The 14,137-nt window shown below is 63.5% G+C and carries 12 protein-coding genes; 3 read left to right on the top strand and 9 right to left on the bottom strand.

Annotated features, from left to right (window positions below; translation table 11 throughout):
* Nucleotides 1-39 precede the first annotated feature (39 nt).
* On the bottom strand, nt 40-1,554 hold the full coding sequence (gene pdxR / locus KJQ12_RS14060) for a MocR-like pyridoxine biosynthesis transcription factor PdxR (protein WP_213485252.1): 1,515 nt from the start codon (nt 1,552-1,554) through the stop codon (nt 40-42).
* Nucleotides 1,555-1,670: 116 nt separating this feature from the next.
* On the opposite strand from pdxR, the gene KJQ12_RS14055 reads away from it, so the two are divergent.
* Nucleotides 1,671-2,291, top strand: coding sequence for a pyridoxamine 5'-phosphate oxidase family protein (locus KJQ12_RS14055; RefSeq protein ID WP_213485251.1), 621 nt, complete (start codon nt 1,671-1,673; stop codon nt 2,289-2,291).
* A gap of 37 nt (nt 2,292-2,328) precedes the next feature.
* On the opposite strand, the gene KJQ12_RS14050 is transcribed toward KJQ12_RS14055, so the two are convergent.
* On the bottom strand, nt 2,329-3,114 hold the full coding sequence (locus KJQ12_RS14050; protein WP_015254062.1) for a helix-turn-helix domain-containing protein: 786 nt from the start codon (nt 3,112-3,114) through the stop codon (nt 2,329-2,331).
* Nucleotides 3,115-3,328: 214 nt separating this feature from the next.
* On the opposite strand from KJQ12_RS14050, the gene KJQ12_RS14045 reads away from it, so the two are divergent.
* A complete protein-coding gene (locus KJQ12_RS14045) occupies nt 3,329-4,636 on the top strand; it encodes an aminotransferase class I/II-fold pyridoxal phosphate-dependent enzyme (RefSeq protein WP_213485249.1) in 1,308 nt (435 codons plus the stop codon).
* A gap of 96 nt (nt 4,637-4,732) precedes the next feature.
* Here KJQ12_RS14045 and KJQ12_RS14040 read toward each other — a convergent pair whose 3' ends face one another.
* The 6 genes from KJQ12_RS14040 to KJQ12_RS14015 form a co-directional block, all read right to left on the bottom strand.
* Entirely contained in the window at nt 4,733-5,800 is a 1,068-nt protein-coding gene (locus KJQ12_RS14040) for an aminopeptidase (protein ID WP_213485247.1), read from the bottom strand.
* 245 nt (nt 5,801-6,045) lie between these two features.
* Entirely contained in the window at nt 6,046-7,284 is a 1,239-nt protein-coding gene (locus KJQ12_RS14035; RefSeq protein WP_213485245.1) for an ABC transporter permease, read from the bottom strand.
* The gene (locus KJQ12_RS14030) at nt 7,274-8,029 is read right to left on the bottom strand and encodes an ABC transporter ATP-binding protein (RefSeq protein ID WP_213485334.1); all 756 of its coding nucleotides are present in this window, start codon (nt 8,027-8,029) and stop codon (nt 7,274-7,276) included. The genes KJQ12_RS14035 and KJQ12_RS14030 overlap by 11 nt, the downstream gene beginning before the upstream one ends.
* A 182-nt stretch (nt 8,030-8,211) precedes the next feature.
* The gene (locus KJQ12_RS14025; protein ID WP_213485243.1) at nt 8,212-9,432 is read right to left on the bottom strand and encodes an S-layer homology domain-containing protein; all 1,221 of its coding nucleotides are present in this window, start codon (nt 9,430-9,432) and stop codon (nt 8,212-8,214) included.
* Nucleotides 9,433-9,550: 118 nt separating this feature from the next.
* On the bottom strand, nt 9,551-10,966 hold the full coding sequence (locus KJQ12_RS14020) for a DEAD/DEAH box helicase (protein WP_213485242.1): 1,416 nt from the start codon (nt 10,964-10,966) through the stop codon (nt 9,551-9,553).
* Nucleotides 10,967-10,997: 31 nt separating this feature from the next.
* Nucleotides 10,998-11,771 carry an SDR family NAD(P)-dependent oxidoreductase gene (locus KJQ12_RS14015; RefSeq protein WP_213485240.1) on the bottom strand — a complete coding sequence of 258 codons (774 nt, stop codon included), beginning with the start codon at nt 11,769-11,771 and terminating at the stop codon, nt 10,998-11,000.
* 203 nt (nt 11,772-11,974) lie between these two features.
* Between KJQ12_RS14015 and KJQ12_RS14010 the strand changes: the two genes are divergently transcribed.
* Nucleotides 11,975-12,994 (top strand): zinc dependent phospholipase C family protein, encoded by a 1,020-nt coding sequence (locus KJQ12_RS14010; RefSeq protein ID WP_213485235.1) that lies wholly within the window; start codon nt 11,975-11,977, stop codon nt 12,992-12,994.
* Nucleotides 12,995-13,087: 93 nt separating this feature from the next.
* Here KJQ12_RS14010 and KJQ12_RS14005 read toward each other — a convergent pair whose 3' ends face one another.
* On the bottom strand, nt 13,088-14,080 hold the full coding sequence (locus KJQ12_RS14005) for an HRDC domain-containing protein (protein WP_213485234.1): 993 nt from the start codon (nt 14,078-14,080) through the stop codon (nt 13,088-13,090).
* Nucleotides 14,081-14,137: the final 57 nt, after the last annotated feature.

Genomic DNA, 14,137 nt, shown 5'->3' with positions numbered 1-14,137 from the left:
CCCTATCCTTGCAAAGCCGACGCTCATGCGGTACGAAGCCTAGCGCCGCCGGCCGCGCAGGTGCAGCAGCGCATCCGCCATCCGCTCCGCGGCAGCGTCCATCGTCCAGTCGTCGAGATGGGCGAAGCCGAACATCGCGCTGCGCCTTACGGGCGGGGTGAGCCGATACCGGTCCCCGTCCGTCCAGACGACGCCCCGCTCCAGACATGCTGCCCGGAACGCGTCGTATTCGCCGGGATCCCTGCGCCATTCGCCGTAAACATGCATCCCGCTGACGGACGGATACCAGTCGAAGGGCTCTCCCGGCAGCTTCTCCAGCCGTTCGCGGAACCGCTGCATCCTCGTCCCGCAAATGCGCTGCATGCGCCGCAAATGGCGGGCATACGCGCCCGCGGCCATGAAGCGTGCAAGCGCCCGCTGCCAGATCAGATCCGTCGGATGCGGCTCGGTCCATGCCTTCGCGCGGCGAAACGGCTCGACGAGCCCATCGGGCAGCACCGCATAGCCGATTCGGACATCCCTCAACATCGTCCGCGAGAACGTTCCGATATAAATCACGCAGCCGCCCTGGTCCATCGCCTTGAGCGGTTCCACCGGCCGCCCGCCCCAGCGGAACTCGCTGTCGTAATCGTCTTCGACGATGACGGCATTGCGCCGCGCCGCCCAATCCAGCAATGCGGCGCGCCGTTCCATCGGCAATACGCCGCCGGTCGGGAACTGCCGGCTCGGCGTCACGAACAGCAGCCGCGCCGGCCAGTCTTCCGGCACAATGCCCCTCCGGTCCACCTTCGCCGCGATGAGTCTCCCGCCGGCCGCCTCGACCGACGCCCACGTCCCCGGATAGCCCGGGTCCTCGACGACGGCAGGATCCCCCGGATCGAGCAGCAGCATCGCGATCAGCGCGAGCGCCTGCATCGATCCGTTCGTCACGACGACCTGTTCCGGATTGGCCCTTATGCCCTTCGTTGTCACCAGATGGCGGACAATCGCGCTGCGCAGCGGTTCATGGCCTTCGGCCCGAAAAGCGTCTTCCTGCAGCCTTCCCGGAAAACGGCGAATCTCCGCATAGACGGCCCGCTTCCAATCATCATACGGAAAATCCGCAATCACCGGCTGTCCGATCCGCAGATCATACGGCACCCGGTCATTCAGGGAAAGCTCCATGCGCCTGCCCGCGGCAACGACCCGCCTGCCAAGCGAGGACAGCTGCACCTTGCCCGTCCGCGCGTTCTCCGTGCCCGCCGGATGAACCGGATCCGCCGTCTCCTTGATCAGGCCGCCGACCGGGGCGCGGTACGCCGCATACGTTCCCGAACCGACGGCGGTCCGCACATAGCCTTCCGCATGCAGCATGTCGTAAGCGGCCGCTGCCACTCCCCGGGAAACGTCAAACGAAGCGGCGAGCAGCCGGGTGGCCGGCAGACGCGCGCCTTCCGGCACCGCCCCCGCCAGCATCGCGGCGCGGATCGCCTCGTAGAGGGCATCGCGTTTGCCGTATCCTTCCTGCAAAAACCTCAAATACAGCGGTTTGACCGCGATCTCGAAACCGCTCATTTCGTTTCCCCCCGACACCCTTTGAAAATGGACCTGTTCTTCTCACTATGAAATGGCACTTTTGTTCTGTCAATCGTCAGTTTATGATCGATTTCACATGAAAGGGGGATTCCGGAATGAGAAGACGGGAATTTGAAATGACGGATCAACGGGAAATCGAGCAGTTTCTGGAGGAATCGAGCTTCGGCTTTCTGTCGGCGGTCCGCCCGGACGGACGGCCGAGCATCACGCCGCTCAATTTCGTGTATGCGGACGGTGCGGTCTACTTCCACGGAAGCCGGGCCGGAGACAAAATGGACGCGATCCGCAGCAATCCGCACGCGGCCTTCGCCGTCGCCAGGGAGTATGCGATCATTCCGTCCTATTTTACCGATCCGGTCATGGCCTGTCCGGCGTCGGCCTATTTCAAATCGGTGCTGATCGCGGGCCGCATCGAAATCGTCGAGGACATTGCGGAGAAAGCCATGGCCCTCGAAGCGATGATGAAGAAACTGCAGCCGGAAGGCGGTTATGAACCGATCCGTCCGGACGATCCGCGCTACGCACCGCGGCTGAAAAGCGTCGCCGTCCTGAAACTCGTGCCGAGTTCCATCACCGCCAAGTTCAAATTCGGCCAGAACTTGTCGGACAAGGCACGTTCGGCGGTTACCGCCGGACTGTTGGAGCGCGGACTTCCGCTCGATCGGGAGACAGCCGGTCTGATGGAGCGGTACCGCCCGGGCGCGCCGCAACAATAAAGCCGCCTGCCTGCGGGATTGCGGCGGACGGCTTACGTTACCGGACTTCCGACGGACTCTTGCCCGTATATTGTTTGAACTGCCTGCTGAAGAAAAAGATGTCCCGATACCCGAGCGCATCCGCCACTTCCGTCACATTCATCCCGGTGTGCATCAGAAGATGCTGCGCGCGTTCGATCCGGGAGCGGATCAGGAACTGCTGCACCGACATGCCGGTGAGCTCCTTGAACTTGATCGCGAAATAGCGCGGCGACAGGTTGGCGCGTCTCGCGAGATCCTCGACGCGGTGCTGCATGCCCGGATGCTGGCGGATGTAGTTCGCGATCTCGTGAATCGTCTCGGTCAGATGATTGCTTGCTTTTTTCTCGGGCGGCTGGCCGTAGTCCTCGCGCAGCAGATGGATAAGCAGCAATTTGAGGATGAGCCGCGCTTCTTCCTCGGCAGCGTAAGTCTTGATGAGGAACATGCGTACATACCGGGACAGCAGATGTTCGAACTCGACCGTCTCCTGAAGCACCCGGTACGATTTCGGAATGATCTCGACCGGTTCCGTTACATCGAAATGGATATAGGTCAGCACGAGCGGCTTCTGCGGATTGTGCGTCGCGGTCGGGTGATCGCCCGGACGGAACAGGAAGCAGCTGCCCTTGCCGATCTCGTACGTCTTGTCGTTCAGTTCCAGCCATCCCTGGCCGCTCCAGACGTAGAACAGATCGTAATTGGGCATCGGCTTCTCCCGTTTCTGCCAGCGCCAGTTCGGCTCACAGCTGATTTTGGCCAGCGCCGGCAGCAGCACAAGCGAATTCGGTGACAGTTTCAGCATGTGGCCACCTCATTTCATGTCCGCATCGTTCTGAACCCATCATACATCAGCCGCAAAACGGCGCGCAACACAACCGGTCCGGGGAAAACCGCGGGCCATTGTTCGGAAATTCATGGCGTTTCGGGCATCCGGGATGTTATAATATTCGGCATCGGACGTTGTCCGGCTGCCCGGACGACAGCTTCTACGGAAAGGATGCGAGGAACGATTGACCATGAATCCGCAAGCCAGACAACTGAATGAGACGATTGAACGCGAGAACGCCCACGTTTATGCCATGTTGTCGGATTTGGGACGGGCGATCTATTTTCCGAAAGTAGGGATTCTGAGCCAGTCTGCAGAGGCGCGCGCGAAGGCGAACCGCTTCAACGCGACGATCGGCATCGCGCTGGAGAAGGGGGTGCCGATGCACCTCGACGTCATCCAGCGGACGCTCTCCGAATATGAACCGAAGGATCTGTACGACTATGCCCCGCCGGCCGGCAAACCCGACCTGCGCAAGGCATGGCGCGAGAAGATGCTGAAGGACAATCCGTCGCTCGCGGGCAAGTCGTTCGGCCTGCCGATCGCGACGAACGCGCTCACGCACGGCCTCAGCATCGTCGCCGACCTGTTCGCCGGCCCGGGCGACGCGGTGATCATCCCCGATAAAAATTGGGAGAACTACGAGCTGACCTTCGGCATCCGCCGCGGCGCCGAGATTGTGCATTATCCGCTGTACGACGAGCGGAACAAGTTCAACAGCGCCGGGCTGCGCGACGCGCTTCTGTCCTGCAGGAACCGCAGCGGCAAGGCGATCGTCATCCTGAACTTCCCGAACAATCCGACGGGATACACGCCGACCCGCGAAGAGGGGGACGAGATCGTCGCCGCCATCCGGGACGCGGCCGAAGCCGGCGTAAACGTCGTGGCCGTGACGGACGACGCCTATTTCGCCTTGTTCTTCGAGGATTCGCTGCACGAATCGCTGTTCGGCAAGCTGGCCGGTCTGCACCCCCGCGTCCTGCCCGTGAAAGTCGACGGAGCCACGAAGGAAGAATATGTCTGGGGCTTCCGTGTCGGATTCATTACGTTCGCGTCGGAGTCCGAAGCGCTGCTCGACGCCCTGGAGCAGAAGACGCTCGGCATCATCCGCGCCACGATTTCGAGCGGTCCGCATCCTTCGCAGACGTTCGTGCTGCGCGCGCTGCAGTCGCCGGAGTTCGACACGCAGAAGCTCGAGAAGTACAACATCATGAAGGGGCGCGCAAACCGCGTGAAAGAGCTGCTCGACAGCGGCCGGTACGCGGGCGCGTGGGACTATTACCCGTTCAACTCCGGATACTTCATGTGCCTGAAGCTGAACGGCGTTTCCGCCGAGCAGGTGCGGAAGCGGCTGCTCGACGCCTATGGCGTCGGCACGATCGCGCTGGGCGAGACGGATCTGCGCGTCGCGTTCTCGTGCATCGAAGAAGAGCATATTGAGGAGTTGTTTGACACGATTCATCGGGCCGTGCTCGACGTCAAGGAAGGCCGGGCTTGAAACTTCATTACGTAAACGCAAAAACCCGCGGGACGGCGCATTGCATTCGTTGCAAGCTCCGCTCACCGCGGGTTTCATGTTTGCCGGATGGGGGGATCAGAACAGCCACTTGCCGTCCTTCTGCACCAATTCGCCGTCGAGGTAGATCTCGCCGCCGTCTTTCAGGTTTTTCACCATGTCCCAGTGGATGGCGGATTGGTTGCCGCCGCCCGCTTCCTCGTAGGCGCGGCCGAGCGCGAGATGGACGGAGCCGCCGATTTTCTCGTCGAACAGGATGTCCTTCGTCGGACGCGTAATGCCGAAGTTCATGCCGATGCCGAGCTCGCCGAGGTAGCGCGCCCCTTCGTCCGTGTCGAGCGCAGCCAGCAGCGCGTCCTCGCCTTTCTCGGCGGACGCCCGGGTCACGCGGCCCTTCTCGAACACGAGCCGGATGCCGCTGATCTCGCGGCCGTTGTAGACGGTCGGCCAATCATAGTAAATATGGCCTTCGGTGAGCAGATGGTTCGGCGAATAGAAGATTTCGCCGTCCGGCACATTGTGCTCCCCGGCGCAGACGATGCCTTTGCGGCCCGCGATGTCGACGGTCAGATCCGTCTCCTTGCCGACGATCCGCACTTTGCTCGCGCGGTCGAACCGCTCGGCCGCCTGTTTCATCGAGCGCTCCATTTCCGCATAGTCGACGTTGGTCGCCGAGAAGACGAAGTCTTCGTATTCCTCCAGCGACATTTCGGCGTCCTGCGCCTGCGCCTGCGTCGGGAACATCGTCAACACCCAGCGCGCGCCGCCTTTCATCAAATATTCGGACAGCTTCGCCGTCGCGCGCCGGCGGGCGGTCAGTTTCTGCGGGTCGACGCCGGTCAGCTCCTTGTTGTTGGCGCCGCCGAGAATGCGGATGACGGCGTCCGCCCGATGATACAGCCATTCCATCACTTCGATGTCCTGAAGCTGCGCGTCGCTTGCTTCGTCGAAGAAGATTTTGTCCAGCTCCGCAAGGCCCACCTGCAGAATCGGATGGGCCCCCGCCCGCAGCACCTGGCGGTACGTCTCCTTGATCAGCGGCGCCGTCTCGGCGGCACCGATGATCAGCACCTTCTCGCCGGGCTTCGCCTTGATCGAATGGCCGACGAGCACCTTGGCCAACTGTTCCACTCGCGGATCGCGCATGTGAACGCCTCCTTGCCATGTTTCTGGATATGTTCGTTGACGGTGATCCGGCCGGCGCGGTGATGAACGGCATCTGGCGCCGTCAATCGCCAGTTTGCCCCTTCGCCGGGTTCAATAACGGCGTTTCGTGCCGTTATTTGGCCCGCTTCCCCTTATAACGGCATTTCTTGCCGACTTCCCGCGCGCGGCGGCTGGCCCCGTTAACGGAACATTGCGCCCGGCCCCGGACGGGCCGGGCCGCGCGTCTACTCCGCCGCCTCCCGCTCCATTTTCCGGCGCAGACGGAACGCCGTCGCCGGCACGAGCGCCAGGCAGCCGGCCAGCGCCGCCAGGGCCGGCGCGTACCGGCCGTCAAGCGCCGCAGACAGCCCGGCGGCGAGGCCGAGCGGCACGGCGCCGGCGAAGTGCGCGGCCGCTGCGACGCGCACGGCGGCGCGCCTGCGCCCGGCCTCGGGGAGCGGGTACAGGTGCCGCCACACCGCATGCCGGTGCGCATGGCGCACCGTTCCCGCCTGCACCCCGGCCGCCAGCGCGAACAGCCAGGAGACAAGCGCCCCCGCCCAGCCCGCCAGGGCTCCGCTTGCGCCGGTGACCGCGCCGGCCAGCGCGCCGACGGCGGTCAGCCGGATCAACATGCCGCCGATGTCGGTGCGAACGAGCGTCAACGTATAAAGCATCAAGTATGTATTTACCCGGCTGTGCCGAATATAACCGGCGATCCAGGCCGCATACGGCCGCCGGGCCGGCGCTTCCGCCTCCGACGGCAGATCGGTGAACGAGCGGAAAAACCGCTCGTATCGCCGCCGCGTCCGCGCTTCTTCATCGAACAGCCGCTGCCACGGGAACCGGTGCCTGGCCGGCAGCCAGCAGACGGCAGCCTGAAGCGCGGCGGCCGCGGCCGCAAAGCCGAGCGCGGCAATGAGCGGCTTCGTAAGCAGCGCGCAGACCGCCGCCAGCGTCAGCGCCGTGCGAAGCAGCCGGCACAGCCGCCGCGCAGTCTCGCGGGCCATGCGGCGCTCCTGCCAGGCGCCGGCGTCATTCGCCGCCTTCAGGACGAGCAGCGCAGGGACGAGCGCAGCCGCCCCCGTCGGTGCGCCGCTCTGACCGTAGAGCGGCGCGTAGAGCAGCCAGACGGCGAGCGTCAGCGCGCTGCCGGAGAGGTACCCGCTCCGCCTGGCGGCCTTCATGTACCGCTCCATCTCATGCTCGCGCGGCATCAGGAAGACGGCGTCCGCCGGCCGCAGATGGGTGCGCAGCGGCGACCGGACGAGCAGCAGCGTCATGAGCGCCGCTCCGACGGCGGCTATCGGGAAACCCGGCGGGACATTTTCCAGAAACGCCGTATAGCCGCTCAAGGCCGCAAGCGCAGCCAGCACCGCGACCGAGGGAAACCCGCTCCGCGCCATGTCGCGGACATAGGGAGTCACGGCCTTGCGCCATGCTTCCGCCCGCTTGCGGCGCAGCGCCTCCAAATCAGCTTCCATACGCATTCCTTTCCGGGGCGATGAACCGGAAAAACAACCGTTCGAGCGACGCGCCGGGCATTCCGGCCATTTCCCTTAAGGTTTCAAGCGTGCCCGAAGCGAGCAGCCGCCCGTCGTGAAGCAGCAGATAGCGGTCGCAGTACGCTTCGAGCGTCGACAGGATGTGGGAGCTCATCAGGATGGCGGAGCCGGAGCGTTTCTCCTCGTTCAGCCGTTCGAGCAGCGACCGCATGGCGAGCGGATCGAGCCCGAGGAACGGCTCGTCAATGATATAGAGCGGCGGCGCGGCGAGCAGCGCATTCATGATCATCACTTTCTGCTTCATGCCTTTGGACAAATGCGCCGCAAAAGCGGAACGCTTGTCCGCCATGCGAAACTCGCCGAGCAGCCGCTCCGCCCGTTCGACATATGTCGATTCATCGATGTCATAGGCCATCGCCGTCAGCCGCAAGTGTTCCTGCACCGTCAGTTCGTCGAACAGCAGCGGCGTCTCCGGCACATAGGCGAAAGACCGGCGATACCGTTCCGCATCTTCCTCCAGCGTGACGCCGCCGATCCGGACCGTCCCCTCGAACGGCTCCATCAACCCGAGCAGATGGCGGATCGTCGTGCTCTTGCCGGCGCCATTGAGTCCGATCAGCCCGACGATCTCACCCGGCGCGACCGTGAAGGTCAAACCGTGCAGCACGGGCCGACGAGGACTGTAACCGCCCGACAGCTCCTTAACCTCGACAAGCGGCTCCATATGATCACCTGCCATGTCTCCTACATTATACCGGACTTGGTTCATCCGGTTCAAAAAATGGAAGCGCAAGCTTCCGCATGCCATGCATGATCCGCGGCAAAAGGGGCTGCACCTTCTTCGTCCGCGGCGGGCGGACGGCAGACGGGCAGCCCCTTGTTCACTCCATCAGCTCGAGAGCTTTCTCAAGCTTTGATTGTAATCTTCGTCACCGTCGAATCCGCGCCGGATACTTCGATGTAACGTCCGGCAGTAAGCTGCGAAGCGTCACCGACAATCTGGACGTCCTTCGCCACGTTGTAAATGACGGCAAGCGTGCCGCTGTCGGTATTCTTCGTCAGCGAAATCGTCGACAGCCGGCCTTCCGCGTTCAAGGTGACCGAATTCAGGATACCGGCATCCGTGAACGCGTTCGAATGTGAAGCGGGCTGCGTCACTTCAATGAACACCGCCTCGCCGTTGTAAGTGAGAACAAACACCTTGTCGCCCGCTCTCAGGGCGGAAGCATCAACCTTCGCGCCGCCGCGGAAAATGAACGCATTGGCAGCGACCGGCAGCACGACATCGGTATTGTCCGACTTGGTGACAACGATGGCGCCGTTCGTCGCCGCCTTCACCACGCCGGAAACCGTCCGCTCATCCGGAATCTGGCTGTCCGTGCGGTCAAGCAGCGCCGCGAGTTCGGCCCGCGTAACCGGCCGGTTCGGCTTGAACGTGCGGTCCTGGTAGCCGGTGATCAACCCTTTCTCAATGGCGACGGCCACATAGCCGACTGCGCCTGCCGGAATGTCCTTCGCATCGCGGAACGGCAGCGAGGCATTATGCTTGGCCTGCGCTTCATCTTCCAGACCGAGCGCCTTGACCAGCAGCATGGTCGCCCACAGCCGGTCGGCCGGTTTGTCGGGATGGACCTTGTCTTCCGTTTCGGAGAACAGCCCGTTCTCCACCGCGACCGCCACATATCCGACAGCCCACGGATACTGCTTGACGATCTTGTTCGCGTCCTTGAAATGCAGCTCCGTGCGCATTTCTTCTTCAGACTCGGCCTGTTCGCGCAGCCCCATCATCCGGACGGCGGCCGTCAGCGCCTCGATGCGAGAGACCGTCTGATGCGGCTTGAACGTGCCGTCTTCGTAGCCGGTGAAGACGCCTTTCGAAGCCAGACGCATGATCGGAACCAGTGCCCATTTCATCTCCTGCTCGTCTTTGAACTGCAGCCGGATGACGATCTCGTTCGAAGTTTTGCGATCCGACGGCTTCTTTTCGTGCGAATGGCCGTTGTGTCCCTTGTTGTCTTTGTCATGCCCCTTGCCTTTGCCGTCCGCAAAAGCCGAAGCGGCACCTCCGAATAATGTCATGACGGCCAGAGCCGAAATTACGGTTTTTCTCCATGCAGAGCTATGCATCGCTGCTGCATCCTCCTCCCTGATCGAATGGTGTGTATCATCCGACCAGCGCGCCGGGTCGTTCGTGTACAACATTCGGAACCATTCGAGCTTTTCAGGGGGGAGGGCGAAAATCATGTCATTTCGTCGATTGCCGCTCGCTCTCCCATTTCGCCTTCAGCCACCGCGGAGCCCCTTTGTTCTTCCGGTCGGGTTCGCGTTCGCGCCGGCTTGACTTGCCTTTGCCGGCGCGGGATTCCGGACGGGAAACCGCCGCACGGTGCCGGGCCGCCGCATTCGCCGCTTCTGCGCCCGCTCCCTTCTCTCCCGCCTCTTCGGCCGGCTTGACCGGCTGCATCTCCGCCCGCCGCGCGGCGGGTTTGCCTGCGGCCGGTCGGGAATGCGCATCGCGCTTCCGCTCGGACGGATCGATCAATTGTCCGCCGTACAGCTCGCGCTCCTCGATCGCGATGCCGAGCTTGCGCATCAGCTTCCCGACCCGGGGCCAATCGCGGGGATCGACCAGCGAGACGACCGTCCCTTCCCGGCCCATGCGGCCGGTTCGCCCGGCGCGGTGGATGTAACGCTCGGCATCCGTCGGCACGCCGAGGCTGACGACGAGCTCAAGTTCCGGGATGTCAATGCCCCGGGCCGCGACATCCGTTGTCAGCACGATGCGCAGCCGGCCGTCCCGCAGCCGGTCGAGCGTCTGTGACCGGGTCAGCTTGTCCGCGTCGCCGTACAATGCGCCGGCCGCAAACCCTTCATACCGCAGCCGCGCCTCCCAATGCGCGATCTGGTCCGTCTGATCGAAGAAGATCAGCGCCGATGACGGGCGCAGCGCATGCAGCAGCCGCTTCGCCGTATCGAATTGGGCGCGCCGTTCCGCACGCACCGCATAGTGCCGGATCGAACCGGGCAGGCGGCTCTCCGGAGCCGGATCGATCCGGACGGGCTCCCGCATCAGCCGCTCCGCCAGCGCCGACGTCTCCGGCGGCAGCGTGGCCGAGAAGAACGCGAGCTGCCGGTCCCCGGGCACGGCGTCCAGCACCGCCTCCAGCTCCTTCGTCGAGCCGAGCGCGAACATCTGGTCCGCCTCATCCAGCACGACCAGCTTCGTCCCGTGCAGCTTGAGCTTGCGCATCTTGAGCAGTTCATGCAGCCTGCCCGGCGTCCCGACGGCGAGATGCGGCTTGCGCTTCAGCCCGTCGATCTGGCGGCTCACCGACGCGCCGCCGATCAACTGCTGCACGCGCACGCCTTCCGGGCCGCCGAAACGTTCGGCCTCGCGCACGATCTGCATCGCCAGTTCCTGCGTCGGCGCCATGACGAGCGCCTGCAGTTCCGGCTTGTCCGTCTCGATCCGCTGCAGCGCCGGCAGCAGATAGGCCAGCGTCTTGCCGCTGCCCGTATGCGACCGGACGCAGACGTCGCGGCCTTCCAGCATGACCGGAATTGCCGCCGCCTGCACCGGCGCCGGTTCGGTCAGTCCGGCTTCCTTAAGCCGTCCGGCCAGCGACGGCCTCACGCCGAGCGATGTCCATTCCTTCTCCATGATGTTCCTCCCGTCAATTTCCGTTCCGTTGCTATTTGCGGTTCAGCCATGTGCCGGCGATCTTGTCACCGATTCGCGGAAACATGTGGTACAGTTTGACCCCGAACGCCGCAGCCAGCGGCAGATCGACCTCCGCCTTGCGCGTCTCGATCACCTTCACGATCTTCGCCGCCACCTTCTCCGGCTTCAACATGAACCGGCGCACATTGCGCACATAATGGCCGTCCGGATCGGCGATCTCGAAGAACGGCGTGTCGATCGGACCGGGGTTGACCGCCGACACGGCGATTCCGGTCCCCCTGAGCTCCAGCCTGAGCGCGTTCGTGAACCCGAGCACCGCATGTTTCGAGGCGGTGTAGCCGGTCGATTTCGGCGTGGCGAATTTGCCCGCGATGGACGCGATGTTGACGATATGTCCCTCCCGCCGCGCGAGGAATGACGGCAGCACCGCCTTCGTGCAGCGGACCATGCCCATGTAATTCGTATCCATCATCGATTCAATATGATCGAGCGGCGCATCCCGGAACATTTCGAAAATGCCGAATCCGGCGTTGTTGACCAGCACGTCGACGGGGCCGAAATCCGCCTGGATCCGCCGCGCCACGTCCTGCACCTGTCCGTTGTCCGTCACATCCAGCCGGTAGACGCCGCATCCCGCGCCGATCTCCGCGGCCGTCCTGCGCAGCCGCTCTTCATTCCGGCCGGTCAATATCGGCACCGCGCCCCGGCTTGCGAGCTGCTTCGCCGTCTCGGCGCCGATGCCGCTGCCCGCGCCGGTAATCCAGACAATTTTGTCTTTCAGCATATCGGTCGCCTCCTGCGAACAGTGTACTGCAACCGCGCCCGATTGGCAAAAAGCTCCGCGATGTGCGGCAGCCGAGGCAAGACCCTGCGCCCGCATATGTCTCCACACGGCACCGGATTCATGGTACGATGCGTACAAGGACGATCGGAGGACGGATCACGAAGGGACGTGCTGCAGATCGGCCGCAGCGAAGGAGGGACGGCATGCCCAACATCTGGACGCATCTGCTGTTCGGCCGGGAAGTGCTGGAGCGGATCGGCGAACGGAACATGATCGGAGATACGAGGAAGCGCAATCTGTTTCAAATGGGGTGTCAGGGACCGGATTTTCTGTTCTACCACAACTATTTGCCTTGGAAACGCGGGGATGCGATGAACCGGCTCGGGAGCGCCATGCACAGCCGGCATTGCGGCCCCGTCCTGATGGAACTGCTGGACGGCGTGTCCGGGAGGTCCGCCGAACGCGGCAATCCGGACGACGCTGTCGTCTACGCGCTCGGGTTCGTGCTGCATCATACGCTGGACCGGAACATGCACCCATACGTATTCAGCCGTTCCGGCTTCCGCAAATGGGACCATCAACGGTTCGAAGTGATGATGGACACGCTCGTCGTCCGCCGGAAACTCGGCATCGAGACGTGGCGCACGCCGGTATGGCGCGAACTGGATGCGGGCGGCGCGCTGCCCGACGCGGTCGTCGACGCCTTCGTACGGATCGCCGCACGGTACTACCCGGATCTGGCCGGCGGCATCCGCCGGGAAGACTGGAACCGGTCCTATCGCGACATGATCGGCGCGCAGCGGCTGTTCCATGATCCGACGGGCATCCGGCGCATCCTCACGTTCGGCAAAATCGAACCGCTTGTTTACAAGCGCCGGGTTCCGGAACTCGATGTGCTGAACGAAGCGGGCAGACCGTGGCTCGATCCGACGGACGGATCGACCCGCCATGCCGACACGTTCGATCATTTGTGGGAGCGCGCCATGGAGGAGAGCATCGCGATCATGCGCGCGGTGCTGGAGTGGCTGCGCCTCGAGGCGCGGGCGGATGATGGCGGCCGCGATCCCGCCCGCATCGCGGAATGGCGCGCGCGGACGGCCGAAATGATCGGCAACCGGTCCTACGAGACAGGCCTTCCGTGCGGCACGGCCGAAATCCGTTTCGCGGACCCGATATGGCCGGACGGCCGCGGCGCACGCCCCGACGATTCGCTCAATGGCTGACAGACTGAACGGCGAAGGACGCCCAAGGCGGTACCGCTCTCCAGGCGGCATGCGCCTTGGGCGTCCTATTGTCCGCCGCAATCCCCCTTTAAGTCACATCGCTTCGCGCGTCTGGTCCTTGCGCAGCCGCATCCGCATCAGACGCAGCTTCTCGTAGATCGAATCGAGCGGCTTGCCCTCCAGGTCGGCTTCCGAATAAACCTGCTGCAGAATCGGCTTCAGATACTTGTCGCCGACCGTCCGGATCGCTTCCTGGATTCGCGCCTGCTCTTCCTCCGGAAGCCGGCTGATCTCCCGGTCGAGCAGCGGCCCCATGTCGTAACCCGCGCGATCGAGTTGTTCGATCCGCTCCACCAGCCGCCGCCGGTCCATGTCGAGCATCTGCGCCAGTTCGTCAAGTCCCATGCCATCCTGCACGGCCTGCAGAATCGAACGCGTCGTGCGGTGGCGCTCCATCTCCGTCTTGTATTTCAATTCTTTCTGTTTGTACAGCCATTTCATATATGCTTTCGGATCGAGCACTTCCTGCACCCAGGTCAGCGGGAACGTCGTCCGCCGCTCGAACCCGCGCGTGATGGTCAGCACATCCTCGGCGTACGCGGCCGATTTGGCTTCGCCCCAGCCGGGAATGGAGCGCAGCTCTTCTTCCGTCTGCGGCACGAACGCGCTGATCATCATGAGCAGATTGTTCCGCGCGATCGCATACGGCGCTTTCCGTTCGGCTGCGGCTCTTGTACGGCGCCATTCCCGCAGCGCGCCATACAGATCCTCCCGGCAATGCAGTTCGCCGTAGCATTGCAGCATCGAAATGTAGCTTCCCGCCGACGGCCTGCGGTCCTCGAGCATGCCGTCCAGCACCGGCTCATACCCTTCCCCGAGCTTGACGGCGATGCCGTGCCGGAACGTCGAGATCATTTCCTCCCATGACGAGCCTTCGTACCAGATGTCCGTCCGGACCGACCCGCCGCCGGGCTCCGTCCAGACGACGGACCATGTCCCCTGCGATTCGCCGATCGACACCTGCGCCGTGACGACCCGCCCTTCATCGGACTGTTTCTCCAGCGTGTTCAGAAAAACAAGCTGCATGACCATGCACCTCCGTATTATGTTCGGAACGGCCGGCCGGAACCCCGAGAACAACAC

This window comes from Thermobacillus xylanilyticus (assembly GCF_907165215.1).
Classification (GTDB): domain Bacteria; phylum Bacillota; class Bacilli; order Paenibacillales; family Paenibacillaceae; genus Thermobacillus; species Thermobacillus xylanilyticus.
This window is presented reverse-complemented; position numbering and strand designations above follow the sequence as displayed.

Excerpts from the sequence above, each read along its gene's own strand:
- pdxR (WP_213485252.1), bottom strand. The coding sequence starts at position 1,554 with ATGAGCGGTTTCGAGATCGCGGTCAAACCGCTGTATTTGAGGTTTTTG.
- KJQ12_RS14055 (WP_213485251.1), top strand. The coding sequence starts at position 1,671 with ATGAGAAGACGGGAATTTGAAATGACGGATCAACGGGAAATCGAGCAG.
- KJQ12_RS14050 (WP_015254062.1), bottom strand. The coding sequence starts at position 3,114 with ATGCTGAAACTGTCACCGAATTCGCTTGTGCTGCTGCCGGCGCTGGCC.
- KJQ12_RS14045 (WP_213485249.1), top strand. The coding sequence starts at position 3,329 with ATGAATCCGCAAGCCAGACAACTGAATGAGACGATTGAACGCGAGAAC.
- KJQ12_RS14040 (WP_213485247.1), bottom strand. The coding sequence starts at position 5,800 with ATGCGCGATCCGCGAGTGGAACAGTTGGCCAAGGTGCTCGTCGGCCAT.
- KJQ12_RS14035 (WP_213485245.1), bottom strand. The coding sequence starts at position 7,284 with ATGGAAGCTGATTTGGAGGCGCTGCGCCGCAAGCGGGCGGAAGCATGG.
- KJQ12_RS14030 (WP_213485334.1), bottom strand. The coding sequence starts at position 8,029 with ATGGAGCCGCTTGTCGAGGTTAAGGAGCTGTCGGGCGGTTACAGTCCT.
- KJQ12_RS14025 (WP_213485243.1), bottom strand. The coding sequence starts at position 9,432 with ATGCATAGCTCTGCATGGAGAAAAACCGTAATTTCGGCTCTGGCCGTC.
- KJQ12_RS14020 (WP_213485242.1), bottom strand. The coding sequence starts at position 10,966 with ATGGAGAAGGAATGGACATCGCTCGGCGTGAGGCCGTCGCTGGCCGGA.
- KJQ12_RS14015 (WP_213485240.1), bottom strand. The coding sequence starts at position 11,771 with ATGCTGAAAGACAAAATTGTCTGGATTACCGGCGCGGGCAGCGGCATC.
- KJQ12_RS14010 (WP_213485235.1), top strand. The coding sequence starts at position 11,975 with ATGCCCAACATCTGGACGCATCTGCTGTTCGGCCGGGAAGTGCTGGAG.
- KJQ12_RS14005 (WP_213485234.1), bottom strand. The coding sequence starts at position 14,080 with ATGCAGCTTGTTTTTCTGAACACGCTGGAGAAACAGTCCGATGAAGGG.